Source organism: Pseudoxanthomonas sp. CCNWLY206-1, assembly GCF_039710385.1.
In the GTDB taxonomy this organism is placed as follows: domain Bacteria; phylum Pseudomonadota; class Gammaproteobacteria; order Xanthomonadales; family Xanthomonadaceae; genus Pseudoxanthomonas_A.
In genome coordinates this window covers 299,492-325,481 of the sequence record NZ_JBDKXI010000005.1, presented here as the reverse complement: position 1 = coordinate 325,481, position 25,990 = coordinate 299,492, and the positions used below count along the sequence as shown (strand labels likewise).

Annotated in this window: 24 protein-coding genes; 14 read left to right on the top strand and 10 right to left on the bottom strand. The window is 62.1% G+C overall.

Annotated features, from left to right (window positions below; all coding sequences use genetic code 11):
* The first annotated feature begins 169 nt into the window (after positions 1–169).
* The 3 genes from AADW18_RS13610 to AADW18_RS13600 all read left to right on the top strand — a co-directional run bounded on the left by AADW18_RS13610 (position 170) and on the right by AADW18_RS13600 (position 3,641).
* Positions 170–1,627, top strand: a complete 1,458-nt coding sequence (locus tag AADW18_RS13610; protein ID WP_337343929.1) for a peptidoglycan DD-metalloendopeptidase family protein — start codon at positions 170–172, stop codon at positions 1,625–1,627.
* 84 nt (positions 1,628–1,711) lie between these two features.
* The gene (locus AADW18_RS13605; protein ID WP_337343928.1) at positions 1,712–2,848 is read left to right on the top strand and encodes an anhydro-N-acetylmuramic acid kinase; all 1,137 of its coding nucleotides are present in this window, start codon (positions 1,712–1,714) and stop codon (positions 2,846–2,848) included.
* Between the two features lie 55 nt (positions 2,849–2,903).
* Entirely contained in the window at positions 2,904–3,641 is a 738-nt protein-coding gene (locus AADW18_RS13600) for an energy transducer TonB (protein ID WP_337343927.1), read from the top strand.
* A 44-nt stretch (positions 3,642–3,685) separates the two neighbouring features.
* Here AADW18_RS13600 and AADW18_RS13595 read toward each other — a convergent pair whose 3' ends face one another.
* The 3 genes from AADW18_RS13595 to AADW18_RS13585 are packed head-to-tail and all read right to left on the bottom strand — an operon-like array spanning position 3,686 to position 6,040.
* Complete coding sequence (locus AADW18_RS13595) at positions 3,686–3,913, bottom strand: hypothetical protein (RefSeq protein WP_337343926.1); 228 nt, start codon at positions 3,911–3,913, stop codon at positions 3,686–3,688.
* A 40-nt stretch (positions 3,914–3,953) separates the two neighbouring features.
* Positions 3,954–5,270, bottom strand: a complete 1,317-nt coding sequence (locus tag AADW18_RS13590) for an MFS transporter (protein WP_337343925.1) — start codon at positions 5,268–5,270, stop codon at positions 3,954–3,956.
* Positions 5,267–6,040: an exodeoxyribonuclease III gene (locus AADW18_RS13585; protein ID WP_337343924.1), complete on the bottom strand. Its 774-nt coding sequence runs from the start codon at positions 6,038–6,040 to the stop codon at positions 5,267–5,269. The genes AADW18_RS13590 and AADW18_RS13585 overlap by 4 nt, the downstream gene beginning before the upstream one ends.
* Before the next feature lie 117 nt (positions 6,041–6,157).
* Between AADW18_RS13585 and pyrE the strand changes: the two genes are divergently transcribed.
* Both pyrE and AADW18_RS13575 read left to right on the top strand, forming a co-directional pair.
* On the top strand, positions 6,158–6,835 hold the full coding sequence (pyrE, locus tag AADW18_RS13580; RefSeq protein WP_337343923.1) for an orotate phosphoribosyltransferase: 678 nt from the start codon (positions 6,158–6,160) through the stop codon (positions 6,833–6,835).
* Between the two features lie 18 nt (positions 6,836–6,853).
* Positions 6,854–7,558, top strand: a complete 705-nt coding sequence (locus tag AADW18_RS13575) for a hypothetical protein (RefSeq protein WP_337343922.1) — start codon at positions 6,854–6,856, stop codon at positions 7,556–7,558.
* A 232-nt stretch (positions 7,559–7,790) separates the two neighbouring features.
* On the opposite strand, the gene AADW18_RS13570 is transcribed toward AADW18_RS13575, so the two are convergent.
* The 3 genes from AADW18_RS13570 to coaBC are packed head-to-tail and all read right to left on the bottom strand — an operon-like array spanning position 7,791 to position 11,830.
* Positions 7,791–10,109: a phosphomannomutase/phosphoglucomutase gene (locus tag AADW18_RS13570; protein ID WP_337343921.1), complete on the bottom strand. Its 2,319-nt coding sequence runs from the start codon at positions 10,107–10,109 to the stop codon at positions 7,791–7,793.
* Between the two features lie 15 nt (positions 10,110–10,124).
* The gene (dut, locus tag AADW18_RS13565) at positions 10,125–10,598 is read right to left on the bottom strand and encodes a dUTP diphosphatase (protein ID WP_337343920.1); all 474 of its coding nucleotides are present in this window, start codon (positions 10,596–10,598) and stop codon (positions 10,125–10,127) included.
* On the bottom strand, positions 10,595–11,830 hold the full coding sequence (gene coaBC, locus AADW18_RS13560) for a bifunctional phosphopantothenoylcysteine decarboxylase/phosphopantothenate--cysteine ligase CoaBC (RefSeq protein WP_337343919.1): 1,236 nt from the start codon (positions 11,828–11,830) through the stop codon (positions 10,595–10,597). The genes dut and coaBC overlap by 4 nt, the downstream gene beginning before the upstream one ends.
* A gap of 96 nt (positions 11,831–11,926) precedes the next feature.
* Between coaBC and radC the strand changes: the two genes are divergently transcribed.
* The 4 genes from radC (at position 11,927) to AADW18_RS13540 (ending at position 16,183) form a co-directional block, all read left to right on the top strand.
* Complete coding sequence (gene radC, locus AADW18_RS13555) at positions 11,927–12,601, top strand: DNA repair protein RadC (RefSeq protein ID WP_337344004.1); 675 nt, start codon at positions 11,927–11,929, stop codon at positions 12,599–12,601.
* Positions 12,602–12,768: 167 nt separating this feature from the next.
* Complete coding sequence (gene argS / locus AADW18_RS13550) at positions 12,769–14,457, top strand: arginine--tRNA ligase (protein WP_337343918.1); 1,689 nt, start codon at positions 12,769–12,771, stop codon at positions 14,455–14,457.
* Between the two features lie 14 nt (positions 14,458–14,471).
* The gene (locus AADW18_RS13545) at positions 14,472–15,278 is read left to right on the top strand and encodes an SPOR domain-containing protein (protein WP_337343917.1); all 807 of its coding nucleotides are present in this window, start codon (positions 14,472–14,474) and stop codon (positions 15,276–15,278) included.
* A 155-nt stretch (positions 15,279–15,433) separates the two neighbouring features.
* Positions 15,434–16,183, top strand: a complete 750-nt coding sequence (locus AADW18_RS13540; RefSeq protein WP_337343916.1) for an SDR family oxidoreductase — start codon at positions 15,434–15,436, stop codon at positions 16,181–16,183.
* A gap of 261 nt (positions 16,184–16,444) precedes the next feature.
* Here AADW18_RS13540 and speA read toward each other — a convergent pair whose 3' ends face one another.
* Entirely contained in the window at positions 16,445–18,337 is a 1,893-nt protein-coding gene (speA, locus tag AADW18_RS13535) for an arginine decarboxylase (RefSeq protein ID WP_337343915.1), read from the bottom strand.
* Between the two features lie 61 nt (positions 18,338–18,398).
* A complete protein-coding gene (locus AADW18_RS13530) occupies positions 18,399–20,249 on the bottom strand; it encodes a M48 family metalloprotease (RefSeq protein WP_337343914.1) in 1,851 nt (616 codons plus the stop codon).
* 98 nt (positions 20,250–20,347) lie between these two features.
* On the opposite strand from AADW18_RS13530, the gene speE reads away from it, so the two are divergent.
* The gene (gene speE / locus AADW18_RS13525) at positions 20,348–21,214 is read left to right on the top strand and encodes a polyamine aminopropyltransferase (RefSeq protein ID WP_337343913.1); all 867 of its coding nucleotides are present in this window, start codon (positions 20,348–20,350) and stop codon (positions 21,212–21,214) included.
* Positions 21,215–21,369: 155 nt separating this feature from the next.
* Here speE and AADW18_RS13520 read toward each other — a convergent pair whose 3' ends face one another.
* The gene (locus AADW18_RS13520; RefSeq protein WP_337343912.1) at positions 21,370–21,864 is read right to left on the bottom strand and encodes a hypothetical protein; all 495 of its coding nucleotides are present in this window, start codon (positions 21,862–21,864) and stop codon (positions 21,370–21,372) included.
* Positions 21,865–21,971: 107 nt separating this feature from the next.
* On the bottom strand, positions 21,972–22,310 hold the full coding sequence (locus tag AADW18_RS13515; protein WP_337343911.1) for a P-II family nitrogen regulator: 339 nt from the start codon (positions 22,308–22,310) through the stop codon (positions 21,972–21,974).
* Positions 22,311–22,551: 241 nt separating this feature from the next.
* Here AADW18_RS13515 and AADW18_RS13510 point away from each other — a divergent pair, with 241 nt between their 5' ends.
* From AADW18_RS13510 to AADW18_RS13495, 4 genes are all read left to right on the top strand, one after another.
* Positions 22,552–22,818 (top strand): accessory factor UbiK family protein, encoded by a 267-nt coding sequence (locus AADW18_RS13510; RefSeq protein WP_337344003.1) that lies wholly within the window; start codon positions 22,552–22,554, stop codon positions 22,816–22,818.
* 7 nt (positions 22,819–22,825) lie between these two features.
* Positions 22,826–24,346, top strand: a complete 1,521-nt coding sequence (locus AADW18_RS13505) for a YifB family Mg chelatase-like AAA ATPase (protein WP_337343910.1) — start codon at positions 22,826–22,828, stop codon at positions 24,344–24,346.
* A gap of 193 nt (positions 24,347–24,539) precedes the next feature.
* Entirely contained in the window at positions 24,540–25,364 is an 825-nt protein-coding gene (locus tag AADW18_RS13500) for a hypothetical protein (protein ID WP_337343909.1), read from the top strand.
* A complete protein-coding gene (locus AADW18_RS13495) occupies positions 25,364–25,957 on the top strand; it encodes a hypothetical protein (protein WP_337343908.1) in 594 nt (197 codons plus the stop codon). The genes AADW18_RS13500 and AADW18_RS13495 overlap by 1 nt, the downstream gene beginning before the upstream one ends.
* Positions 25,958–25,990 lie beyond the last annotated feature (33 nt).

Here is a 25,990-nt window from a genome sequence, read left to right as displayed (position 1 = left end):
CCAGTGGATGTGGCGCCGTGAAAGGCTAGTTATTAAAGTGAAGCGAAAGTTAAACCAAAGCGATCCGTGACGCCAGTCAAAAAGCTAATGAACTCAATGATTTGACGCGGACATTTCGTGTGTCTATGGTACGCCGATTGGGTCTCCTTCTTGGACCCGGGTTTAGACAATGCAATCTCACGGGGACGGCGACCGCCGTAAGCAACGTTTCCAGGAACGCCTGGAAGTCCTGCGCGATACAACGCTGCATCAGCGGATGAAGCGCCATTTGCCGGCTGGCCGCTGGACGCGCCGCCATTGGATTCACGCCAGTTTGTTCACCACCATCGGCATTCTGGTGGCCACCATCGTGCCGGGTTTCTCCAATGCCATCCAGGTGCCGATGTCGGAACCTCGGGCGACGCTGACGCTGCAATTGCCTGAACTACCCTCCGAGGAGCTGGCAGGTACTGACGGTGATAGCTGGCAGATGGTGAAGGTCAAGCCAGGCCAAACCCTGGGCGCGATCTTCGAAGAGCTTGGCATTCCCGCCACCACCATGCACCTGATTCTGAAGAATGCGGATGCCAAGGCCGCATTGACCCGGCTCAAGCCGGGTACCGAGATCGGCTTCGATCTGCCGGTGACCGGCACGCTGCGGACCCTGCGCTACGACCGCGGTCCGGCACACCGGGTCGAACTCTCATTGGTCGGCGATACGGTCAGGGAAAAAGTCATCGCCCGCGAGACCGCCACCCGCACGGTGGTCCTCAGCGGCAAGGTCGGCCGTTCATTGAACCGTTCCGCTCGTAACGCAGGGCTCACGGCAGCCAACATCCGCTCGCTGACCGATGACATCTTCAAATACGACATCGATTTCAACTCCGACCTGGGCGCTGATGACCGTTTCAGCGTCGTCGTGGAGCAAACCTGGCGCGAAGGCGAACTGGTGGAAACCAGCCCGGTGCTGGCCGCCACTTTCACCGTCAAGGGCAAACTGCATTCCGGTTTCCGCTATGCGCGCACGGGAGGCAAGCCGGAATACTTCACCGCCGAAGGCCGGCCGCTGAAGAAAAGCTTCATTCGCATGCCCATCCAATACGCACGACTGAGTTCCAAGTTCGGTGCGCGCCGCCACCCCGTGCTGGGCACGATGCGCATGCATAAAGGCGTGGACTATGCGGCGTCGACCGGCACCCCGATCATGGCCGCAGGTGACGCGCGGGTTCAATTCGCAGGCTGGCAAGGCGGCTACGGCCGCACCGTCATCCTGGATCATGGCCGCGGCCACACCACGCTGTACGGCCACATGTCGCGGTTGGGCAATATCAAGCAAGGCCAGCGCGTGGCGCAAGGCACCGTGATTGGCTACGTGGGCACCACCGGCCTTTCCACTGGCCCGCACCTGCATTACGAATTCCGCGTCAACGGCGTTCACCGCAATCCGCTGTCGGTCACCATGCCGCCACCGGAACCGCTGTCCGGCGCGCAACTGGCTTCGTTCCGTACCCAGACGGCGAATGCGCTGGCGCGTATTCGCACCGTCGAGAACATCATCTATGCCGACGTCGGCGCCGACACCTCGCCGTCGCAGAAGGCCGCGGCGGCTTCCAAGCCCGGAACAAACGCAAAGCCGAAGAAAGGCTGATAGCTGCAGATCGGATAAATCGCGTTGTGGTTGAATAGGCGGGCTTCACAGCCCGCCTTTCTACTTTTTGGAATCCCGGTTTCCATGCCTGATCTCTTGCCTGCGGCTTCCACCCTGTACCTGGGCCTGATTTCCGGCACTAGCGCCGATGGCATCGACGCTGCGTTGGTGCGGTTCTACGAAGACTCATCGCCGCTACGCTGCGAATTGATCATGGGTCGCACGTTTCCGTGGGAGCCGGCCCTGCGTGAGGAACTGATCGCGCTGGGACAGGGTGCCGACATGGCATCGCTGGATGCGCTGGGCTCGCTGGATGCAAAGACTGCCCTGGCATTCGCCGATGCCGCCTTGAGCCTGATCGGCGCCGCGGATCTCTCACGCAGCAATGTGACGGCCATCGGCTCACATGGGCAGACCATCCGCCATCGGCCACACGCTGACCCCCCTTTCACTTTGCAGCTGGGCGACGGCAATGTCATTGCCGAACGCGCGGGGATAAATACCGTCGCCGACTTTCGCCGCCGTGATGTGGCAGCGGGTGGTCATGGTGCGCCGTTGATGCCCGCATTCCACGCCGCGCTGCTGCATGCGCCAAATGAAAACCGAGCCGTTTTGAACCTCGGCGGCATCGGCAATTTCACCTTGCTTCCGAAGCAGGGCGATGTTCGCGGATTCGATACCGGCCCGGCCAACGCGCTGATGGACGCATGGTGCGAGCGGCACACCGGCAAACCTTTCGATGCCGCAGGCACCTTCGCAGCCAGCGGCCGGGTGGATGATGCCTTGCTGTCGCGTTTGCTCGCCGATCCGTGGTTTTTGCTGCCGCCGCCCAAAAGCACCGGCCGCGAACAGTTCCACCTGCGTTGGCTGGAAGCGCAACTGGATAGCCACGATCAAGCGCCGGCCGATGTACAGGCCACGCTACTGGAACTCACCGCGATCACGGTGGCTGATGCACTACGCGCGACTCAGTCCGATACCCAGCGGGTGTTGATCTGCGGCGGTGGCGTGCACAACCGGGCATTGATGGCGCGGATCACGGCGCATTTGCCGGGCGTGTTGGTCGAGTCGACGGCCGCGCACGGCCTGGATCCGGATTACGTGGAAGCCATGGGCTTTGCCTGGCTGGCTCGCGAAACCCTGGCAGGACGACCAGGCAACCTGCCGTCGGTTACAGGGGCGAAAGGGCCACGCGTGCTGGGGGCGGTCTATCCTGCTTAGAATGTGGGTTAGATCTCGGCTGAGCACCGGAATAGGTCATCAGGGGAATTCGACAATGAAACGATACGGACTGGCCTTGTTCTTGATGGCAATAGTGTCAGACGTTTTTGCAGGGCAAACCATCTTCTTCGAAGCCATTGCGGAGATGGAAGTGCCCGCGCAGGGACCGGCGAAAGTGATACAGATATTCGATATCGAGCGTGCCGCCAAGAACGAAGCCGTCCAGACCCGGCTGAAGAATGAGGTAGCCCAGCGAATCGCCCGTTGGGAATTCCAGCCAGCCGAGGTGGATGGCGCCGCGGTGGACACGCGGACCTTCGTCCGCGTAAAAATGGAAGCGCAGGTCAATAGCGACAACACCTTCACGGTGCGGGTGCTCGATGCCACTACCGGGCCTCGCGCCCGCTATCGAGTGCGCCCTGCCTATCCAAAGGCAGCGGTTAAGGCGGGAGCCGAGGGCTACGTCATCTTGATGCTTCAACTGGATCCGAAAGGCGACGTTATCTCGGTGCTGACCGAGAAATCCGATACGTCGCCCGGTTCGGGCGCCATGCGGAACACCTTTGAAGCCGTGGCCGCACGTAGCGCGAAGCTCTGGCGTTTCCAAAACGAGATCGTCAGGGGGCAGCCGGTGCCTTCTCGTGTCCGCCTGCCTTTCCAGTTCTGCATGAGCGGCGCAAGCTCATGGTGCGGCAGGTTGCCGGACACCCTGCTCGGTGAGATCAAAGAGGATCTCATAGCGCTGGATCCCGCCGCGAAGCTGATGACGGATGTGCGAGAAACGGAAGGCTAAGCACCGCTGTCGCGCCGGAGCAGCGGAATCGTGGATCGGCGGTCTCAGAACCCCTTGCCCGCCGGAACTTCCTTCAAGGCATTGATAGCCGCCGACAACACATCGACCTCGTTATTGTCGAAACCACTCCGCACTTCGGCCTCGCAGGCGAACAAGCCCTGTTCCAGCAGGTTGAAGATGGTTTCGTGGATGTTCCAACCGCGGGCTGCGGCGACACGGCGGATGCGGTCGGCCAGCACCGGGTCGATGTCCTTCAGCACGATGTCGGTCATGTTGTCCCCTTGATTCGCAACACAGCCACGGCGGCCGTACTCACGCCGATTCGCCGCTCACCACCGGATCCTTGATACGCCTCCACAGCCAGGCAAGCAATAGCAGCGTCGGTACCACTGTCATGGCACTCAGCAGGAAGAACGTGCTGTAGGACGAGGCTTCCACGATATATCCGGATACGCCGCCAACGAACTTGCCCGGCAGGTTCGCCAGCGATACAAGCAACGCGTACTGGGTCGCGGTGAAATTGCGATTGGTGAGCGACGACATGAACGCCACCAGCACGGTTCCCGCGAAACCCTGGGATAGATTGTCGGCGGTGATGGCGGCGTAGAAGGCCCAGATCTGCGACGGGTTCTCCGCCATGAACAGGAAAGCGAGGTTGGACAGCGCCACCGCTAGAGCCGCGACCGCCAGCATGCGACGGAAACCGAAAGCCGCGACGCAAAACCCACCCAGGAAGGCACCAGCAATCCCGGTCCACACTCCATAGAGCTTGGACACGGTTGCGATATCAGCCTTGGTGTAGCCCGAATCCAGATAAAACGGTCCGGCCATTACGCCGATGACCTGGTCGGGGAACTTGAACAAGCCGACGAACAACAACAGCGACAAGCCCAGCAACAGGCCGTTGGTGGAGAAAAAGCTCGAAAACGGCTGCCAGAATGCCCCCATGAAATCGATCTTGCGAATTACCGTCGTCTCAGGGGCAATCGGCTCCCGGCTCAACAGGGTGGCGGCGATGGGCAATACCATCAGCGCCGCCATCCACAGATACGCCGACTTCCATCCACTGAACTCCGCGATGTACAGCGCTCCCGCACCCGCCAGGATCAGCCCGATGCGGTAACCGAGCGTATAGGTCGCCGCGAGCGCAGCCTGCGCGATCGCGGGAGCGATCTCGATGCGGTAGGCATCCACCGCCGAATCCTGCGTGGCACCGGCAAAGGACGCGATCAGCACCCATACCACCAGTGAGGTGACGCCCAACTCCGGTCGCGTGAACGCCAACGCCACCAAACCGATCGCCACACCCAGTTGCGCCGCCAGCAGCCATGAGCGGCGACGCCCCAGGAATGCGGTCAACGGGAAAACGTAGCGATCGATCAACGGCGCCCACAGGAACTTCAACAAATAAAAGAAGCTCGCCAGGCTGATCAGCCCGATACTGCCCAGATCCAGCCCGACATCGCGCAAGCGAGTGGACAGTGTCATCGATGCGATCAGCAGGAACGGCAAGCCGCTGCCGAAGCCCAGGAACAACATGGTCAGCGCCGAAGGCGTGCCAAAGGCGCGCTTGATGCCGGCCCACCCTTTGTACGATGTCGTCGTGGCGCCAACGCTGGCTTGATTCATTCGGCGTAATCCACCGTAAATGGCGCATGGTCCGAGAATCGCTCGCCGGTATAGATCGAGCAGGCTTTCAGCTTGTTGCGTAGCGATGGGGTAACGATCTGGTAGTCGATGCGCCAACCGACGTTGTTAGCGCGTGCCGCGCCGCGGTTACTCCACCAAGTGTAATCCTGGCCTTCCGGGTTGAGCGCCCGGTACGCGTCCACCCAGCCGCCTTCTTCCACGCACAGGCCATTGAGCCAGTCGCGCTCGGCCGGCAGGCAGCCGGAGTTCTTCTGGTTGGAGGTCCAGTTCTTGATGTCCATGCGCGAGCGCACGATGTTCCAGTCGCCGCATAGCACGTAGTCGCGGCCGCTCTTCAGCCATTCCTGAAAGATCGGTGCCAGCCAGTCCATCACCTTGAACTTGAAATCCTGGCGCATCTCGCCGGACGATCCCGAAGGAATATAGAACGACACCACGCTCAGGTTGCCGAAGCGTGCCTCCAGGTAGCGTCCTTCCTCGTCGAACGCGTCCCAGCCCAGCGCCGTCCGCACTTCGTCGGGTTCACGCCGGCTGTAGACCGCCACGCCGCTGTAGCCCTTCTTGGTAGTGGCATCGCGGAACCAGGCCTTGTATCCCTCGGGCAGGAATGCGGGCCCGGCCAGTTGATGCTCCTGCGCCTTGGTTTCCTGCACGCACAGGACATCTGCCTGCTGTTTGGAGAACCAATCGAAGAACCCCTTGTTGGCTGCCGAGCGCAGCCCGTTGGCATTGAAACTGACGACTCTCATGATGCGGAATGGTGGTCTGGCGAGAAGGGGCAAGCATAACCTGCTGTCCAGAGCCACTACGCGTTCTTAATTGGATTCAGTTACGCTCCCTATATCCCTCCCCACCCGGCGACGACCGTGCAAGATCATCGTTCCCGTTTCCTGCAGTTGGCGCTGCGTGCGCAGGCACTGCGTTTTGGCGAATTCACGCTGAAATCCGGGCGGCTCAGCCCTTATTTCTTCAACGCCGGGCGCTTCGACAGCGGAGCCAAGCTGGACGAACTGGCGGCCTGCTATGCCGATGCCGTGGAAGCTTCAGGTGTCGAATTCGATCTGCTGTTCGGCCCCGCCTACAAAGGCATTCCGCTGGCGACAGCAGTCGCGTGCGAATTCGCACGCCGCGGCCGCGATCTTCCGGTGGCGTTCAACCGCAAGGAAATCAAGGACCACGGGGAAGGCGGGTTGCTGATCGGTGCTCCGCTGGCCGATCGCCGAGTGCTGATCGTGGACGATGTGATCACTGCCGGCACCGCCATCCGCGAAGCGTTGGGGCTGATCCGCGCCGGTGGCGGCACCCCCGCCGGCATCGTGGTGGCGCTGGACCGTCAGGAAGTGATGGGCGATCCACTGGCAGGCGAATCCGGTGCCCGCCGCTCTGCCGCACAGACCGTGTCGGAAGAAACTGGCGTGCCGGTGATAGCGGTGGCCAGCCTGCACGACCTGCTTGCTTTTGCCGGCGAAAGCGCCGAACTTGTGCATCATCGCGACCGTCTACTCGCCTACCGGGCGAGCTACGGCAGCGTACATTCGGATTGATTGCAGCAGGGGGCTGCGATGATGCGGAACATACCACTATGGCTGGCGGCCACGCTGCTGGCGCTGTTGCCATCCGCGGCGGCGGCGCAAGCCGGCACGGCATCCAAGAAACTTTACTGCTGGAACCAGAACGGCCAGCGCATCTGCAGCGATGCCTTGCCCGCCGAAGCGGTAAACGCCGCGCGCGAGGAGATCAGCGCCCAGAGCGGCCTGAAGGTCGGCGAAGTGCAGCGCGCGCTAACCGAAGACGAGCGTGCGCAAGCCGCCGTGGAAGCCGCCCAGCGGCAGCTCGACCTGGCCGCTGAGGAAACCCGCCGCCGTACCGATGAAGCCATGCTGCTCTCCTACCGCACGGAAGACGAGTTGCGCCGTGTATTTGGGGAGCGCACCGCGATTGTCGACAACAATGTCCGCACCGCCCGCTTCAACGTGGCCAGCTTGCGCGACGGCCTGGTCAGCTTGCTGCAGACCACGGGTGATCGGGAAATGGCGGGCAAGCCGATTCCTCCGGAAATGACTAGCACCATCCGCCAACGCCATGCCGCACTGTTGCGCCAGCACCGGTTGCAGCTGAATTTCGAAAGGCAGCGCGTCGAACTGGATGCGGAAATCGCCGAGATCCTCCAGCGTTACCGCGTGAAGAAAGGTCTCCTGCCGGCCGCTACGCCTGAGAGCTCCACAGCGGCCAATCCACCCGCCGCCAAGCCCACGTCCACGCAATAGGGCGCGAGAAGCATCGCGGAAGTTGCCGGACACCGGAGGCTCTCGTGCGTTTTTGATCACGCGTTGGCGATTCTCGCCTACGGTGCCGTGGGAGTCGCTGCCTTTCGGTTGCGTCGGAAGATCAAGAGCAAATCCCCCTCGGTCCCCCTTTTTCAAAGGGGGAGGTAGAAACGTTGAGGTTCTCGGTTCTCGGTTCTCGGTTCTCGGCTCCAAGCTCCAGGCTCCGGGCTCTCTAGAACGTCGGCTTCAGTTCTGGCGCGATCGTCAACAGATGGGCGCGGAACGCATCCTTGATACGCGCCAGCGCCTCCTGGTTGTCGGCTTCGAAGCGCAACACCAGGATGGGCGTTGTGTTGGACGCTCGCAGCAGTCCCCAGCCATCGTCCCAGTCAGCGCGCAAGCCATCGGTGGTAGAAATGCGGGCGCCTTCGAAGTGGGCCGTGTCGACGAATCGTTGCACCACTTCGTGCGGCGTGCCGGTGTCCACCGGCACCTTGAGCTCCGGAGTGGAGATGCCATCAGGTAGCGTCGCCAGCACTTCCGACGGTGTTTCGGGACGGCCTGCCAGAATCTCCAGCAGGCGCGCTGCCGAATACAGGCCATCGTCAAATCCGTACCAGCGTTCCTGGAAGAAGAAGTGGCCGCTCATTTCGCCGGCCAGTTCGGCGCCGGTTTCGCGCATCTTGGCCTTGATCAGAGAATGCCCGGTCTTCCACATCATGGGGGTGCCGCCGTAACGCAGCACCCAGGCTTGCAGCTTGCCGGTGCATTTGACGTCGTAGATGATCAGGGCACCCGGGTTGCGTTCCAGCACATCGGCAGCGAACAGCATCAATAGCCGGTCGGGGAACACGATCTCGCCTTCCTTGGTCACCACGCCCAGGCGATCGCCATCGCCATCGAACGCCACGCCGATGTCGGCGTCGAAGCGTTTCACCGTCTGGATCAGGTCCTCCAGGTTGTGCGGCTCGCTGGGATCGGGATGGTGATTGGGGAAAGTCCCGTCCACCTCGCAATAGAGCGGAATGACTTCAGCGCCGATTGCTTCCAGTAGTTGCGGCGCGATATCGCCCGCCACGCCGTTGCCGGCATCGACCACCACTTTGAGCGGGCGGTCCAGTTGCACGTCATCGGCGATGCGCTGGATGTAATCGGCCGCCACATCGCGCTGCTGCAGATCGCCATGGGTCTTGCCCACATGCAGGCGGTTTTCATTGATCCGGTTGTACAGATCGGTGATCGCATCGCCGGAGAGGGTTTGTCCGCCCACCACGATCTTGAAACCGTTGTAGTCCGGTGGGTTGTGGCTGCCGGTGACGGCGACGCAGCTCCCGGTCCGCAGATGATAGGCGGCGAAATATGCGACCGGGGTTGGCGCCATGCCGATATCGACCACATTGCGACCAGCCCGGCGCAGGCCGGCGATCAATCCATCCACCAGATCCGGACCAGAAAGGCGCCCGTCCCGTCCGACCACGATGTCGTTCAGATCCGCTTCCTGCATCACGGTACCGATGGCTTGGCCGATCAGTTCGGCCACCTCGATGTTCAAGGTCTGGCCAACGATGCCGCGAATGTCATAGGCCCGGAAAATTCCAGGATCGACTGCAATCTGTCTCATGTACTCATCCTTCGGGGGGGGAGGCGTAGCACGGGTGGGCGGTGGCAGCGGTTCACGCTGCAGGGCCTGCCCCAATGTGGTTTCGTCGCCTGCTTCCTCGGCTTTCTTGCGCGATGTCAGACGGGGCAGTCGGATACCTCCGCGCGCTACCAGCAACAGCAGCACCGCGATCACGGCGAGTGCCGCCGCCAGGATAAGGTTGGGCACCGCGTCCAGGCCGAATGCGCCGCCCTCGCTGTCGGGTACCGCCGCCGCTACCCGCAATCCCGTTTTGCCAACGGTATGCGCCAGTACTTCGGCACCCTCGCTGAGCGCGGCGTTGCCTTTCTCGCTAACGTTGTAGCTGCCTTGGCGCAAAGCCAGGTACGCCTTGTCTGCCACGGTGATCGCATCAAAACCGGCAGTCAATTCAGTCAATGGCAACCGCACATACATCACGCCCTGCGGCACGGTGGCCGCCAGGCCGAATTTAGGTTGCTTGCCATCGCGTATTACTCGGGCTGCCACCTGGTCCGCGCGCAAACCATCTTCGAGCAGTGCCAGCTTGCTGTAGCCGAATGCCTCCGGTTCGGCATAACCGGCATCCAGGCTAGAGGGCAGTATTTCGACCTGCTCGACTTGCGGCCAGTCTTTCTGGATAGCGGCGGTAGCGGCGGCCGTATCGTTCGCCGCCAACGCGTCCTTGACTGGCGGCGAAGCCAGGCGTTCGGTCAATTTGCGGACTTGCGCAGCATGCGCGGATGTCAGCGCAGCCACCGCGTTGTCGCGCGCCTGCTGCAGGCCTTCCGCCATCTGGGTGTCTTGCCACTGGCGTACGCCCATCCACCCCAGCCATGCGGCCAACAACAGCAGCAGCACCGCCAATAGCGGCAACGCTCGCCCGAGTTGCGGTATCTGCAGTGCCGACTTGCTCTCGCTAGTCTCAGCCATTCTCGTTTTCCCCTGTCAACGGACGCCTGTGTGGCCAAAACCGCCAGCACCGCGCGTGCTGTCGGCAAAACTATCCACCACTTGCAGGCTTACCCGCACTACCGGCAGGACCACGAGCTGAGCAATGCGGTCGCCCGGCTCGATGGTGAAGGCTGCATGGCCTCGATTCCAGACACTGATCAACAACGGCCCCTGGTAATCGGCATCGATCAGACCGGTACCGTTGCCCAGCACGATGCCATGGCGATGGCCCAGGCCGGAACGCGGCAGCACCACTGCGCATAGTTGTGGATCACCCAAATGCAAAGCGATGCCACTGGGCACCAAGGCGGTGTCGCCGGGTTCCAGGACCAGCGGCGTTTCGATCGCCGCGCGCAGGTCCATCCCGGCACTGGCGTCCGTGGCATAAGCCGGCAACGGCCAGGCATCGCCGAAGCGGGGATCCAGCAGCTTCACTTCCACGGCGCGCGGGGCGGATAGCAGGGTCATGCGTTCAGGCGCTCCACGATCAGATCCATGAGTTCATCAGCCAGCTGCGTCTTGGGTGCCGAGGCGAAGGCCCGCTCGCCATCTTTCCAGTACGCGGTCATTGCATTGCTGTCGCTCTCAAAGCCCCCATCGGCGATACCGACGCGGTTGGCGACGATCATGTCCAACCGCTTGGCAACCAATTTCTTGCGGGCGTATTCGGCGACCTTTTCTGTTTCCGCCGCAAAGCCCACCACCAGCTTCAATCCCTGCGTCTGTGCCGCCACCTCGGACAGGATGTCCGGTGTGCGCACCAAATCCAGCGCCAGCGACTCGCTGGACTTCTTGATCTTGTTCGCCGCCGGTAGCCGCGGGGTGTAATCGGCGACAGCAGCCGCCCCAATATAGATGTCGGCGGGAAATGCGGCGAACACTGCTTCGCGCATCTGCGCAGCCGATCGCACATTCACCCGGGTCACCCCAGGCGGTGTCGGCAAAGTCACTGGACCGGCCACCAGCAAGACTTCGGCACCTCGTTTCGCGGCACTCGCCGCCACCGCGAAACCCATCTTGCCGCTGCTGCGATTGCCGAGGTAACGGACCGGATCCAGATCCTCATAAGTGGGTCCGGCGCTGACCACCAGCTTGATTCCGGCCAGGCTGTCGTCAGCCGCGCCTGCTGAATGGGCAACCTGCCCGACGGCCAGTGCGGCCACGATGGCTTCCGGTTCGCTTAGCCGGCCAGGACCGGATTCGCCCTCGGCCAACGGACCGTCTTCCGGACCAATCACCTGCACGCCACGCTCGCGCAGAGTAGCGATGTTGCCTTGGGTGGCCGGGTGCAGCCACATGCGATGGTTCATGGCCGGCGCCACCGTGATCGGCGCCGTGGTCGCCAGGCAGAGCGTGGTCACCAGGTCATCGGCGAAGCCGTGCGCCAGCTTGGCAAGCAAGTCGGCGGTGGCCGGAGCAATCAGGATGCGGCTGGCCCAGCGCGCCAGTTCGATATGACCCATCGCCGCTTCCGCCGCGCTATCCCACAAGGTGGTGCGAATGGGGTGCCCCGACAGCGCCTGGAAGCTCAAAGGGGTGACGAACTGCTGCGCGCCGGCGGTCATCGCGACCTGCACTTCGGCACCCGCCTCTTTCAAACGCCGTACCAGTTCCAGCGATTTGTAAGCGGCGATTCCACCGCCCACGCACAACAGAATGCGCTGGTTCCCCAGCGAGGGCGGTTGCGTCGATCCTGTCACGTCAGCGATTTCCTACCTCCGAACCAGCGGTTAGCTTACCCGATGCGCCTGTAAAGCCTGACGGCACGTACGCAGATCGAAATGCATTCTGGTTCTATGCACATCCGCGATTGGCCCGCCGAAGAACGTCCCCGCGAAAAGCTGCTCAGCCGCGGCGCCGCGGCACTGAGCGATGCCGAACTGCTGGCCATATTCCTGGGCTCCGGCTTGCGCGGCAGCGATGCGGTCACCACGGCGCGCGATCTATTGGCCCGTCATGGCCCCTTGCGCAAACTGCTGGAACGGCCGCCGGCAGAGATGTCCAAGCTGCCTGCGCTGGGCCCTGCCCGAGCCTGCCAGTTGGCGGCGGCGCTGGAACTGGGCCATCGATATCTGGCCGCTTCGCTGGAACGGGGCCTGGCGGTTACCGATCCTGCTGCGGCGGGACGGTACTTCGCGCAGCGGTTGAGAGGGCGTCCCCAGGAAGTCTTCGCCGCCTTGTTCATGGATACCCGGCATCGCACTGTGGCGTTCGAGGAGCTGTTCCAGGGTTCCATCGACAGCGCGGAAATCCACCCGCGCGAAGTAGTCCGTCGGGCGCTGGCTCATAACGCGGCGGCGGTGATCGTGGGGCATAACCACCCTTCCGGCTGCTCCGAACCCTCCACGGCCGACCGCAACATCACGCTCAAGCTGAAGGAGGCGCTGGCGCTGGTGGAGATCCGCCTGCTGGACCATTTCGTGATTGGGGACGGTTTGCCGCTTTCCATGGCGGCGCGAGGATTGGTATGACAGGCAACAGCAAATCCCCTCAATCCCCCTTGACCAGCCATTCGGCTGTTGAGAAGCGCTTGGCAAAGGGGAGATAGAGCAAAGCCTCACTCGCTTCCAGTTTCCGCGGGGCACGCTCGCCCGCACTCGGCTAAAATCACCGTTTCCCACGTTCCAGTAGAACTTCCGTGAAACCCTTACTCCGCGCCCTGATCACTCGGGGCATCGATGCCCTGCGCAATGCCGGCACTCTTCCGGCCGATACGCCTACGCCGGACTTCGTGGTCGAGCGTCCCAAGACTCGCGAACATGGCGATTTCGCCACCAACGCCGCCATGCTTCTGGCAAAAGCGGCGCGCAGCAATCCGCGCGCCATTGCCACCGCACTGGTAGAGGCTTTGCCTGCCAGCGAAGACGTCACCCAGGTGCAGATTGCCGGCCCCGGCTTCATCAATTTCCATCTGTCGCCAGGCGCCTACCAGCGCGAGGTCGCCACCGCCTTGTCGCAAGGCGCGGCATACGGCCGCAATACCTCAGGAGCAGGCAAAACGGTCGGCGTGGAATACGTGTCGGCCAATCCCACCGGTCCGCTGCACGTTGGCCACGGACGCGCCGCCGCCATCGGCGACTGCATAGCGAGGGTGCTGGCCGCCAACGGTTGGAACACCAAGCGCGAGTTCTACTACAACGATGCTGGCGTGCAGATCGAGAACCTGGCCAAATCGGTACAGGCGCGCGCATTAGGCAAGACGCCCGATAGCGCCGATTGGCCGGAAGACGGTTATCGCGGTGAATACATCGCCGATGTGGCCCAGGCTTATCTCAATGGCGATACGGTCGAGTTCGAAGGCCATTCCGTCACTGGTGAGAAAGATCCCGCCGACCGCGACGCCATTCGCCGCTTCGCCGTGGCCTATCTGCGCCGCGAGCAGAATCTGGACCTGGCCGCATTTCGCGTCTCCTTCGACACCTACTTCCTGGAAAGCTCGCTGTACGCCGACGATAAAGTCGAAGAGACCGTGCGCAAGCTGATCGCCTCCGGCCACACCTATGAGGAAGGCGGCGCGCTATGGCTGCGGAGCACCGACTTCGGAGACGACAAAGACCGCGTCATGCGCAAGTCGGATGGCACCTATACCTACTTCGTGCCCGATATCGCCTACCACATGTCCAAATGGCAGCGCGGTTACGAGCGCGCCATCACTGAATTGGGCGCCGACCACCACGGCAGCCTGGCCCGCGTACGCGCCGGTCTGCAGGCGTTGGGCGAAGGCATTCCGCAAGGCTGGCCGGAATACGTGCTGCACCAGATGGTCACGGTGATGCGCGGTGGCGAGGAAGTGAAGCTTTCCAAACGGGCAGGCAGCTACTTCACGTTGCGCGACCTGGTCGAAGAAGCCGGCTGCGATGCCACACGCTGGTTCCTGATCGCCCGCAAGCCGGATTCGCAGCTCACCTTCGATATCGACCTGGCCCGTGAACAGAGCAAGGACAACCCGGTTTACTACGTGCAATACGCCCACGCGCGTATCTGCAGCCTGGTGCGCAAAGCAGCCGAAAAAGGCTACGTCTACGACCAGGCGCAGGGCATCGCGGCCTTGGATCAACTGAGCGACGAACCCTCGTTGTTGCTGATGGTCGAGCTCTCGCGTTATCCCGAAACCGTGGAAGGCGCGGGCCAGGCGTTGGAGCCCCACTTGATCGCGCAATACCTGCGCGAGTTGGCCTATGCTTTCCAGACGTGGTACGACGGCGCACCGATCCTGATCGACGACGCAGCCGTGCGTAACGCACGCTTGGCGGTGGCCTTGGCGGTCCGGCAGGCGTTGGCGAACGGACTTGAATTGTTGGGCGTCAGCGCCCCGGAGCGCATGTAAGTGGAGAGCAAGTAATGGCTGCAAGACGCGGCAAAAGCCAGGCGACACGTCATTCCAATCAAGCCACTCCGGCGTGGGTGTGGCTGCTGCTCGGGCTGCTGGTTGGTGTCGCCATCTTCTTCATCGCGCCCGGTCTGCTGAAGAAGGACGGCGATGGTTTCTTCCGTCCGCAGCCCAACCCGGATGCGCAGCCAGCACCGGCAGACGTGACCAGTGTGGAAGAAGTGGCTCCCGAACCGCCCGTCTCCACACAGCAGCCCACGGCCACGGACGAAGCGCCGAAAGAAACTCAGTACGACTTCTACACGTTGCTGCCGGGCAAGGAAGTGCAGATGTCCGATGCGGAACTCGCCGCCAGTGCGCGCGAGGAAGATGCACGCAGAGCGCGCGCCTTGTTGACCGCCGGCAACGACACTCCGGTTGCTCCGCCAGCGACCACGCTTCCACGCAATCCAACGCCTGTGACAGAGACCCCGGACAACAGGCCGACGCCCGCCAACACCTCCACGGTGACGGCGGCGACCGTCGCACCGGCCAAGCCTGTCACCGAGACGAACACAGCCACCACGGTCGCCAGCGCCAACACCGGCGCGCGCTACATCCTGCAAGCAGGTGCGTTCGGCGCTTCCGGCGATGCGGAAGCGGCCAAGGCCAAGATCGCCTTGCTGGGTCTGGGCGCACGCGTCGAATCGGCGCAGATCAACGGCAAAACGGTATACCGGGTGCGCATGGGGCCGTACGGCACCGCCAGCGAACTGGCCGACGCCAAACAGAAACTCGCCAACGGTGGCTTGCCAGCGATGGCCATCAAGGCGCAGTGAGCGAAGCCGGGAATGGGGAATAGGCAGACGGGAATCGGCAGGAACAAGGACGTCGGCGCTGCCGCATTCAAGAACTTCTGTTTCCGCTCCATGATCTTCGCCGGTCCGTGCGCTTCCCGGCTGCCCATTCAACATTCTCGATTCAAGGTTTCCAGATGACACGAACCGTCCTCATCACCGGCGGCACGTCTGGCTTCGGTGCCGCAGCTGTCAGGCGCTTCGCTAGTGCCGGTTGGCGCGTGATCGCGACCGGCCGCCGGGCCGACCGCCTGCGGATGCTGATCGACGAACTGGGCGCCGACAAGGTCCATGCGGCTTGTTTCGATATCCGCGACGAAGCCGCCATGGACGCCGCATTGACGGCACTGCCCGAAGGTTTCCGCGACATCGACCTGCTGATCAACAACGCCGGCCTGGCGTTGGGTACCGCCCCCGCGCAGAACGCCAGCCTGGACGATTGGCGCACCATGATCGATACCAACATCACCAGCCTGGTCATGCTGACTCATCGGTTGTTGCCTGCGCTGATCGCGCGCAAGGGCGCCATCATCAACATCAGTTCGATCGCAGGCAGCTACCCCTATCCTGGGGGCAATACCTACGGCGGCACCAAGGCCTTCGTCACCCAGTTCTCGCTGGGCCTGCGCTCGGATCTGCACGGTACCGGCGTCCGCGTGACGTCCATCGAACCGGGCATGGCGGAGACCGAATTTACCCTGGTGCGCACGCATGGCGACCAGCAAGCGTCCGAAAAGCTCTACAACGGCGCCCAGCCGATGACGGCCGAAGATATCGCCGAGACGCTGTACTGGGTCGCGACGCTACCGCCGCACCTCAACATCAACCGGCTGGAACTGATGCCGGTGACGCAGTCATTCGCGGGATTTCAGGTGGCGCGGCAGTAGACCTGTCCCTTCTCCCCTCGGGAGAAGAGCCTGCCCTCGCGAAGGCGGGGGTGGCGCGCAGCGACGGATGAGGGCATGAAGTGTCCGCGTGTAGCGAATGCCGATAGCGAGTCACTGCCATTCCCCCATCCGCCCTCCGGGCACCTTCTCCCGAGGGGAGAAGGCAAGAGGATCCGCTGGCTTCTCATCGCGAGGATGACGGGTAGATTAGTCAGACTCGATGCCGATGAAGTTCCCCCCCTTCGGCTTGAAGGAACAGCGTCACGCCAACGGCTCATCCGACAGATAGGTATAGCCAGTCAGCCCGGCTTCCAGCGCTTCGGACAACATTTTTGATTCGCCGGCAGGCAGCTGTGCGTTCGCCACGCGCTCGGCATATACCGCGCGCAGATCGTCCAGTTTGTAGCCCACGTAGTCCAGCATCACGTCGGTGGTATCACCACGGCGTTGCTGGTTCAGGAGGTAACCCGTACCGGCATCAGTGCTGACTTCCACCGCATCGGTATCGCCGAACAGGTTATGGATGTCGCCCAGGATTTCCTGATAGGCGCCTACCAGGAAAATGCCCAGGCGGTAGCTCTCACCGGATTTCAGGCTGTGCAGTGGCATGGAGGAATCCAGACCTTCATTTTCGACATAGGTCTTCACCATGCCGTCCGAATCGCAGGTCATGTCCGCTATCACGCCACGACGATCGGGCGTCTCGTCCAATCGCTCGATCGGCACGATGGGGAACACTTGATCGATGGCCCACACATCGGGAATGGATTCGAACACGCTGAAGTTGACGAAGTACTTGTCGACCAAGCGCTCGTTCAATTCATCCAGCAGATCGCGGTGGCTGCGCTCGTCGCTGCTCAGGCGGCCGCGCACGGAGTGGGCGATCGCATAGAAAAGATCGTCGATGCGCGCGCGGTGAGTGAGGTCGATCTGCCCCAACGCATACAGCGACAGGCCTTCGCTATGGTGGTGCTGGGCTTCATGGAACAACTCCACCGCCGGGCGCGCGTCCAGTTCGCCGTGGATCTCGCGCAGGTGGCGGATGACCGCCGGCTCGTCCTCATGCGCGGGCGGCACGCGGCCTTCCGGCGCGCGCTCCACCTCTGAAACATTGGCGACCAGCACGGCGTGATGCGCGGTCATGGCGCGTCCGCATTCGGTGACGATGCGCGGCGCCGCCAGTCCATGCTGTTCGCAGGCCTCGGCCAGCGGCTGCACGATATTGGAAGCGTATTGGTTAAGGCCGTAGTTGATCGAGCAGTAGCTGCGCGAACGCGTGCCTTCGTAGTCGATGCCCAGCCCGCCGCCGACGTCGACGTGGCTGATCGTGGCACCCAACTTGGATAGCTCGATGAAATAGCGGGTCGCTTCGCGCATGCCATTGGCGATGTCGCGCACGTTGGATATCTGCGAGCCCATGTGGAAATGCAGCAGCCCCAACGCATCTTCCATGCCCGAGTCGCGCAGGTACTTCCACATGTCCAGCACTTGACGCGGACTAAGGCCGAACTTGGCCTTGTCGCCGCCGCTGTTCTGCCACTTGCCCGCACCCAGGGATGCCAGCCGCATACGCACGCCGAGACCGGGGCGCACCCCCAACGCACGCGCTTCTTCCATGATCAACGGCAGCTCGGAAGGCTTCTCCACCACGATGAAGGTCTGCAGTCCCAGCTTGCGCCCGATCAGTGCCAGACGGATGTACTCGCGATCCTTGTAGCCATTGCAGACGATCAGTCCGCCCGGGCGCGACAGCGCCAGCACCGCCATCAGCTCGGGCTTGCTGCCGGCTTCCAGACCAAAGCCTTCACCGGCGTGCGAAGCGAGCGTCCCCGCCACGCCGCGGTGCTGATTGACCTTGATCGGGTAAACGGCGGTATAGCCGCCCGGATACTCCCATTCACTCTGCGCCTGTGCGAACGCCGACTGCAGTTTTCCCAGCCGATCGCCCAGGATGTCCGGGAAGCGCACCAGCAGCGGCAGCTTGGCACCGTTGGCACGTGCGGCGTCCACCACATCGGGTAGCGGGATCTGCGGCCCCTGCGCGCCCTTGGGGGACACCACGATGCGGCCGGCGCTGTCCACGTCGAAGTACCCTTCCGCCCAATGCGGGATGGAATAGGTCTTTCGGGCCTGGTCGAGGGACCAATGGGTCATTGCGGCGGCTCACGTAGAACAAGAAGGCGAGCATTCTACCGCCGCGGATGTCGCACTCCGGTTACCGTCGCCGCTGATAGGCTGGTTCGCCCGCCTTGGGCCTTATTCGTCTCGCCAGTGCCGCCTGTGTGGTAGCGGTGACGATGGTGAAGGTACCCGGCAAGCGAAGCTGGTCCGCAAGCCGCACCAAGCCTGCAGACTCGCTGGCCACCGAACCTGCCCAGCGCACCAGCACCAGATAGTGCGGCAGCGCCGATGCGCCGCCTTGGGGTTGAAGGACGATCCAGACTTCCGCGACCTTCTCGAAGCCACGGAATACCCGCGCAAGGGCCTGAATTTGCGTAGCGTCCAATGCATGCGGTAGCCATTCGTCGTCAGCTTCCAGCAGGTTCCCACTGTGGATCCGAGCGCCGTAGCGTTTTCTCAGCGCCGCCACGGTCGCGAATAGCTCGCTGTCATCCGGTAGCGTTCGCACATGCTCTTCCAGACTTTGTAGCGCCGGCTCGATCACCGCAGCATTCGACTCCATCGCGCGCTGCACACATTCGACACCTTCCACTTGTTCTCCGCGTTTCAGCAGGAGCACTCCCAATCGGTATCGGGTCCAGGCATTCGAAGGCGATCTGGCCAACGCCTCCCGATATAGCGGCAGCGCATCCGTGCCCAGGCGATGCGCTTCAATCAGCGCTGCATATTCCACCCATTCGGCGGGCGATCGCACGTCGTGCGCTTCCAGTTCCGCCAGCCGGTGGCGTTCCAACTCCAACTGCCGGTGCCGCTCCTGCCATTCTTTTTTTGCCGCCTCCTGCCATTCGCGGCTAAAGCGTTGCTCCAGCTTTTCGTGCAGCGTCTCCCCCAGCAGGTCCGCCGCGGAATGGTCGCTTCCGGAGTCCAGGCGCGGTGCAACAGCGACCTTGAGCGCGCCGAGCCGCTGGGCCAAGGTGGGGTGCGTATCGTCCAGGCCGGCATCGCGTTCAAGCAGCCAACGCGGGGCATCCTCATGGGTAAGCCGGTGCGCGCGTATCGCGGCCGACAGCCGGCCGTGGACATGCACCGGCGGGTAGGACTGGTCGTGTTCCGACCGATGCACGCTTGGCCAGAAGTCGCGCTGCAACCAGTCTGCGGTGAGTCCTATCCTCACCAGCGCACTCGCCATCGCCTGTTCTCCCGCGACCATCGCACCAACCGAATCGGCTGCGTATTCCTGACGGCGCGCCAGCACAAAGCTGTAAGCATCGAAATAGGGCGCATACCAACGGAAGAAAAGTTGCAACAATTGCCCCACGGACCAGCCGCCGCGAGCCACGCCTTCCATCAACCGGTACCAGCTGCTGCGCAAACGATATATCCAAGCCCCGAAACGGCCATGACCGCCATGGAAATGGCCGAATTCATGCGCGATCACCGCTGCCAGTTCGCTCCGGTTGAGCAGTTGCAGCAGAGGCAATCCCAACACCAGATAGTGCCGTTGATTCCACAGCCCGAATCCATTTGGCACGTAGGCGGCAGCGGCATTGAGTTCATCATTGATGACAATGCCGTGCAGGCGCTCGGCGCCGACTTGCCGCCGTATCCGTTCCACCTCCTCTCGCAATTCCAGCGCCTCACCCGGCTGCAGGCGGTGCCCATCGGGCTCGCTGAAACGGATCCAGACCGCGCGCAGAATGACGACACCGACGGTTCCGAGCATCAAAATGGGAATAACCACCATGGGATCTCCCGGCGGGCGAACGATCACCACGTACAGCACCAGAAAAACCGCCACGCCCAGCGTCATCGCCAGCGACAGAGCCAATACCGCATAGCCCACTGCGGCCAACAGGGCAAGTTTGAGCCGGTAGCGCGCGGGTGCCTGGTGTACTTCCCGCTCCAGCCGCTCCACCAACCTTCGCCGGGCTTCCATTGAATGCATTGTTGTCTCCCTGGTTCCCCCGATGCTAAAGGATCGCCGCCGGCTTGTAACACCGGTTCCGGTACAATCGGCGCCCCTTTGAACCGCGAATCCTGGCGATGACGAACGAAGACAACTGGTATATCGAACACTTCCAGCCCACCGGTTCGGCCATCGGCTATCGCATCACCGGCAAGCTGGATGAAGTACAGTCGCCGTTCCAGAAAATCGAGATCTACAACACCACCGACTGGGGCAAGTTGATGATCATCGATGGCGCGGTGATGCTGACCACGCGCGACAACTTCTTCTACCACGAGATGATTTCGCATCCGGCGTTATTCACCCATGCCGATCCAAAGCGCGTGGTGATCATCGGCGGCGGTGATTGCGGAACTCTGCGTGAAGTCCTGAAGCATCCGGGCGTGCAGAGTGCCACGCAATGCGATATCGATGAGCAAGTGACGCGGATGTCTGAAAAGTACTTCCCGGAACTTTGCGAATCCAATGGCGACCCGCGCGCCGAACTGCTGTTCGACGATGGCGTGGCCTATATGGCCAATTGCCCGGCTGGCAGTGTGGACGTCGTCATCGTGGATTCGACCGATCCGGTCGGGCCGGCGGAAGGCTTGTTCAACAAGGCGTTCTACGAATCCTGCTTCCGTGCGTTGAAAGACGACGGCATCCTGGTGCAGCAATCCGAATCGCCACTGGCGCTGCTGGAGCTGATCAAGGAAATGCGCGCCGAAATGGGCAAGGCCGGCTTCACGACCTTCAAGACGCTGCCCTTCCCGCAGCCCTGTTATCCCACTGGCTGGTGGAGCGTGACGATGGCGCGCAAACATGCCGATGGAAAGCATGGCGGCTTCGATTTTCGCCAACAGGATTCGAATGGCAAATCCTTCAATACGCTGTACTACACCGCGCATCTGCATGCCGGCGTAATGGTAGCGCCGCCGTTCGTCGCAAAAGCGCTGGGCGAGTAATCCGCACTGCTATCCGATAAACAAAGCCTCGCTGTGCGCGGCTTTTGTTTTCATTTGGCCGAGACCCACCGTGTGGGTGATCAAGAGGTTCGACGAGCCTCACGCGTGGCATAAAAAAAACCCCGCATCGCGCGGGGTTTTCGTATGCGCCCGCGTCAGTCGCCTAAAGCAGCTTCGTCGGTCGGCGCCTTCAGCCAGCCGCCTACATCCTTGCCCAAGGTTTCGACGGTGCGGCCCAGGACCGAACAGGCCCCCTTGAAGCCAGCGAAAGCGCCGCCCATCGAATTGCGACGCGCCTTGAACGAGCCGACTTTCTTCCCGTCCTGATAGAGCGTTCCACGTATCTTGGTGTAGGTCTGGCGCCCCATGAAGGCGTTGCCCATGTTCACCGAATCCAGGATTTCCATCTGCAGCACGCGGCCGGCACCGGTATCCAGCGGCCCGTCGGCGAGGGTCACTGGCAACGAGGAATTTCGCTTGACGGAATCCGCCAACTTCTCGCCCAGATTGCACTCGGCCTTGATGGCGTCGGAGATGTCGTTCTCCGCAGCCAGCGGCGTCACTTTCAGCAACGTTATCGTTTGAGCCGAAACCCATGACGAGGCGCTTAGCGCCACTGCCGCTGTCAACATGATCAACTTGTTACGCACTCAAATCCCCTTTCCGTTGTGAAGTTCCATCGTTGAATGCCTTCTAATGGATCCAGGCACCCCTACCCGCCAAGTGAGATCACTTGCCGCGGGCCATTCGTCCATCCTCACAGCGCGTCTCTATCCAATTCACCGGTCCGGATCCGCACCACCTTTTCCAGCTCATAGACGAAGACCTTGCCGTCGCCGATCTTGCCGGTGCCGGCGGCCTTGACGATGGCTTCCACCACCTGCTCCACCTGCTCGTCCGTGACCGCCACTTCCACCTTTACCTTGGGCAGGAAGTCCACGACGTATTCGGCACCGCGATACAGTTCGGTGTGGCCCTTCTGCCGGCCAAAGCCCTTCACTTCGGTGACCGTAATGCCGGCGATGCCGGATTCGGCCAGCGCTTCTCGCACATCGTCCAGCTTGAATGGCTTGATGATGGCCATGATCATTTTCATGCAGGGCTCTCCTTCTTTGCTGGCAGGCAGGATAACCCGATTGGGTTGTCTGATTGGAGTCGTCCGACTGGGGCAGCCTCACAGGCATCGGGGGATGGAGCCGCGCTGTTGCGGCCGACGCGGGGGTGCGCTTCAATGGCGGCGCGGAGAGCATCGGATTTTCCCGACAGCACCGTACAGCGAACGCTGATGGCGCTGCCCTTGCGGTATGGACAAGCTGGCCGGACTGCCGGAGAAACTCATGATCGACCTGAACCACATCGACGACCTAGCCCGCCGCCTCAGCAATCTGGTTCCGCCCGGCCTGCGTGAATCGCAGGAAGAACTGCAACAAACGTTCAAGAGCGCGTTGCAGACGGGATTGTCGAAGCTGGACCTGGTGACCCGCGAAGAGTTCGAGGTTCAACGTGCGGTGTTGTTGCGAACACGCGAAAAGCTTGAAGCACTGGAGCGCACGGTAGAGGCTCTGGAAGCCCAAGCCGCCGCAGCCAAACCCGACTCGAACTGAGACTCCCATGAGTCTTGCGCTGGTGCACAGCCGTGCACGCGCGGGCGTGCGTGCGCCTCCGGTCCGGGTTGAAGTGCATCTGTCGGGGGGCCTGCCAATGACGCACATCGTTGGCCTGCCGGAGGCGGCGGTGCGTGAATCCCGCGATCGCGTGCGCGCCGCCATCCTTTGCTCGCAGTTCGAGTTTCCCTCCAGCCGTATTACCGTCAACCTCGCGCCCGCGGACCTGCCCAAGGAAGGCGGACGCTTTGATCTGCCTATCGCACTGGGCATTCTTGCGGCCAGCGGGCAAATCCCGCGCGAGGCGCTGGATGAATACGAGTTCCTGGGCGAGTTGGCGCTGACCGGTGAATTGCGGACCGTGGATGGCGTGTTGCCCGCGGCGCTTGCAGCGGCGCATGCCGGACACAAGCTGATCGTGCCGGCCGGCAGCGGTGCGGAGGCCGCGCTGGCACGTGAGGTGAACGCGTATACCGCGCGTACGCTGCTGGAGGTCTGCGCGGCCCTGATCGGCACCAAGATACTTCCCGCCGCCGAAGCACCACCACCGCAGCCGACGCAAGTTCCCGATATGGCCGACGTACGCGGCCAGATGCATGCACGCCGCGCGCTGGAAGTGGCTGCGGCGGGCAACCATCACCTGCTTCTTATCGGTCCACCAGGCTGCGGTAAGACGCTATTGGCTTCACGGCTTACCGGGCTGCTGCCAGAAGCCAGCGAGGCGGAAGCTCTCGAAAGCGCTGCCATAGCGTCGATCAGCGGGCGAGGATTGGACCCGGCACGTTGGCGGCAACGTCCCTACCGGGCCCCGCACCACACCGCCAGCGCGGTGGCGTTGGTGGGCGGCGGCGCGGACCCGCGTCCGGGCGAAATTTCGTTGGCGCACCATGGTGTCCTGTTCCTGGACGAGTTGCCCGAATGGGATCGGCGCGCGCTGGAGGTCCTGCGCGAACCGTTGGAATCAGGCACCGTCACCGTCTCGCGTGCCGCACGCAGTTCCGAATTCCCGGCGCGGTTTCAGCTCGTGGCCGCAATGAATCCTTGCCCGTGCGGCTGGGCAGGTGATCCCAGCGGCCGCTGCCGGTGCAGCCAGGAAAGTACCCGCCGCTATCGCGCGAAAGTTTCCGGGCCATTGATGGATCGCATCGACCTGCATGTGGAAGTACCACGCCTGCCGCCGCAGGAGCTCCGACCCGATGCGCCCGACGGCGAACCCACGGCCAGCGTGCGTGAACGGGTGGTACGGGCAAGGGCTTTGCAAACGAGCCGCAACGTCAACGGCAAAGTCAACGCGCAACTCGGTCAGGCCGACACCATGCTGCATTGCCGGCTGCAACCACGCGACCAGGCTTTGCTGGAAAGCGCGATAGAGCGCCTGCAACTTTCCGCGCGGAGCATGCACCGCATCCTGCGTGTCGCACGCACCATCGCCGATCTGGCCGACTCCGTGCACATCCAAACGCCGCATTTGACGGAAGCTTTGGGTTATCGGCGGGTAGATCGGGGTGCGGCGAACGGAGCTACCTGACAGCACCGGGAAGAAGGTATGTGCGCCAGTATTTTTTCGAGAAATATCCATTGATTCGGCAAAAATGGTAGCCGACATTGAATGCGCAAACGTGAGCGTCTACGGACCGTTTGCTCTGTATTTCAATGGAGAAGTTGCTATGACGCGGCATGTACAAAGTAGGCGGTATGCTCTCTCGGCGCCAGCCGTTCTGATGATTTTTCTGGCAGGGGCAAGTGGGCGAGCCAGCGCCCAAGAAACAGCAAATGTGGCTCTATGCGATGGCTGCACCAGCGCCCAGATGCAAGAAAAAGCAAAAACTTCGGGCCTCCATCTCGTACACGTGGGAAACCGTGCTACCGGCCAGCTCAACGCGTACTGGGTAGATCTCACTCCCATTTGGGTCTATCCGATGGACTGGGTAGTAACACCCATGTCAGTCACCGAAGAACGGGCCATGGAGTTCATGGCCTACTCAGATGCCTATCGCGAGGCCGGTGGCGCGACAGTTGTTGATTTCAACGTTTATACGGCTGCTGCTCAGCCTACAACCGTGCCGCCGCACTTTCCTCAGAGCGGGTTTGATATTACGCGCGATGGATCGGCCCGTCAGGCGCTCTTGCAATGGGCAAAGAACGTCGATAACTGGCCTGATGCGGGCGACAGGCGAAGCTTTTACGCCAAGCTTGTTATCGAGTCTGGCAAGAAGCTCCATACCGGAGAGGAGTTCGCCATCCGGATCACCTTCCGGTTTCCCGATGGCACTGTGGCCAAGGTCGACTACCAGTCCGCAACTCAGTCGCTTGTCGTAGCGGAAGTCCGAGATTCGGCAGGTAATCTCATCTACACCAGCAGCCAGTCGCCCGTTCAAGTGGATTACTCTTCGTATGAGCGCCCCGAAGCTCGCAATGCGCCGGACTACAATCGAGGGCTGGGGTGGCTCAACAGCCACGGCCTCCTCATTGTTCGACCAAACGGCGGCATTGGGGTGAGGTCCGGAACGGTAATTGTCGGCAGTGTCGTAACCGTGCAGCAGTGATGGTTTTCAGACAACTCCGAGTCGATCCGCGGCGCCTCTATGGCACCGCAACCTTGGGAACATTAGCTCTCTTTTTCCTCTTGAGCTTTGGCTTCCAACAAGTGCGGTTGTTCGCGTTCGGAGCAACTCCAATAGCTGCCCTTTTTATCGCATTCAGATCCGCCGCCTCTCTGGATCGTAAGCTCACTAGGCGCTGGCTGTCGCTAGCAAAGCAGTGGTTTGTGTTCTGCACGTGCATTGCTACTGCAAGCGCTGTTATTGATGCGCTGAAGGTTGCATCCGAGATGTTTCAGACGACGGTTCAGGTCTTCTCCTACGGGGCGATGCTTTATGCCCTTCTCGGCTTAGCGATGTGGATGAGGCCCTTGATCGAAGCCTTTTGGCTCAGAGTGGGAATTGTTTTTCTGCTATCCAGCCTGCTCAGTTATGCAACGCTCACCGCGGCGGCCAACAATTCTCTCGAGAAGGAGACCTCGCCGATGCTCCTGGCTGTCAGACCCTGGCTAGGGTTCTGGCCTGGGGTGGTCGCAGCGAGCGATCCACACATTGAGGTCTCCATACCAGCCTCACCGCACCAGCCGACTGCAAGGTGATTCGGCGCCGATATCTGGCAGCCATACATTACC